We start from the raw sequence: 1,166 nt of genomic DNA, 5'->3' as shown, positions 1-1,166 counted from the left end.
GACGCTGGCGAACCCTGCACCACATCACCGCCAGCCCTCGCAGAATCAGCAACATCATCAAAGCCGCACTCACCCTCACCCATTTCGAGCACGGCCGACTCACCTAAAACTCGCTGAGATCAACTCATTGAGTGACCGATCCTTGCGAATGCGCCGCCTGGCCGACCGTCACCTCTGGTTTCTTGACCGGTACTTGCTGTCCGGACACGGGCTCTATCGCCTGATGGGGGAAAATCGAGGTGCGCTTCGGCAAGCTCGTACCTTATGGCCGGAAGCGCCGGCGCCAAGGACCTTGAAGCCGCCCCCGAAGGGCAGCCCAACAGTGCCCTGAGATAGGAAGCCGAGGTTTCATCCTGAGAAGCGACTGGGCGAGCGGCGACTCGGCCTCGAGGTCAGTCGAAATGACCTGCGGGCCGCGCACGGGTCCTCGTCACGGGCGGACCTCTCCGGTGGTGACCAGGCGGATGATCGCCTTGGCGGCCCGGCCTGGTGAAGTTCTCCGCCACGGTGTCGTCGCCGTGGCCGACGCAGAAGTCCACGATCCGGGCGAGGACACGGTCCCCGTCCATCCAGGCCGGGCCGGCCGGCGGAGGCGGCGAGGTAGTCGCCCAGCATGGGCCCGGCGTGCAGGCACAGGCAGCCGCCTCCGGTGTCCCACAAGGCGGTTGCGATCCCTACTTCGTGCACGAGGTTGTGGGAGGAGTTCATTCCGTTCCTTTCCTACGATGCGGAGATCCGGACAGTGTTGTGCTCGACCAACGCGATCGAATCCTTGAACGCACGCTACCGGCGAGCGGTCCGCGCGCGGGGGCATTTCCCCACCGGGCAGGCCGCGATGAAGTGCCTGTACCTTGTGACCCGCAGCCTGGACCCGACCGGGGCCGGGCGCATCCGATGGACGATGCGCTGGAAGCCCGTGCTGAACGCGCTCGCCATCACCTTCGGTGACCGCTGGCCGGCCGCCGAAACCTACTAATCAACAACGCTGGAAACACCGTTGCTGAGACGGACCCTAGTTACACCGAGGCTTCAGGCCTGGGGCCACTTCGGTCTAATGAGTGATGGCATTTCCGCGGTGACGGCATGCCTATGGGTGGGCGAGGGGGTGTGGTTGTCCGGTCATGGCGGCGAGGGCGGTGGCGACGGCGTGGAGGTCAGCTTTGATG

General features: G+C 65.1%; 1 pseudogene. It reads left to right on the top strand.

Features of this window, described 5'->3' with window-relative positions:
• Positions 1-658: 658 nt before the first annotated feature.
• Positions 659-976 (top strand): annotated as a pseudogene (locus FNH05_RS37560) (transposase); the annotation flags it as partial.
• Positions 977-1,166 lie beyond the last annotated feature (190 nt).

This window comes from Amycolatopsis rhizosphaerae (assembly GCF_007713715.1).
Lineage (GTDB): Bacteria > Actinomycetota > Actinomycetes > Mycobacteriales > Pseudonocardiaceae > Amycolatopsis_E > Amycolatopsis_E rhizosphaerae.
Note: the sequence above shows the minus strand (reverse complement) of the source record. Positions and strands in the feature narration are given on the sequence as shown.